This window comes from Pseudomonas sp. E45-MNA-CIBAN-0222, assembly GCF_040310405.1.
Lineage (GTDB): Bacteria > Pseudomonadota > Gammaproteobacteria > Pseudomonadales > Pseudomonadaceae > Stutzerimonas > Stutzerimonas stutzeri_AC.
Genome location: NZ_JBEOPU010000246.1, coordinates 1 through 235 on the forward strand (window position 1 = coordinate 1; position 235 = coordinate 235).

The window sequence follows — 235 nt, forward strand, 5'->3', positions numbered from 1 at the left end:
GACTGGTGCGGGCCGTGCAAGTCGTTTGCGCCGGTATTCGAGCAGGCCGCCGGGCAGCTTGAAGGCAAGTGCCGGCTGGCAAAACTGGACAGTGAGGCTAACCAGCAGCTGTCGGCGCAGTTGGGGATTCGTTCGATTCCCAGTTTGATTCTGTTCAAGAACGGCCGCGAAGTGGCGCGCCAGAGTGGAGCGTTTCCGTTGCCGCAGTTGATGAGTTGGTTGCGTAGCCAGGGGG

At 61.3% G+C, this 235-nt stretch carries 1 protein-coding gene; it reads left to right on the forward strand.

Translation table 11 applies throughout. The features are described from left to right. Nucleotides 1–235, forward strand: a 235-nt coding sequence (locus tag AAEZ08_RS23480) for a thioredoxin family protein (RefSeq protein ID WP_500125251.1), incomplete at both ends; no start/stop codon positions are given.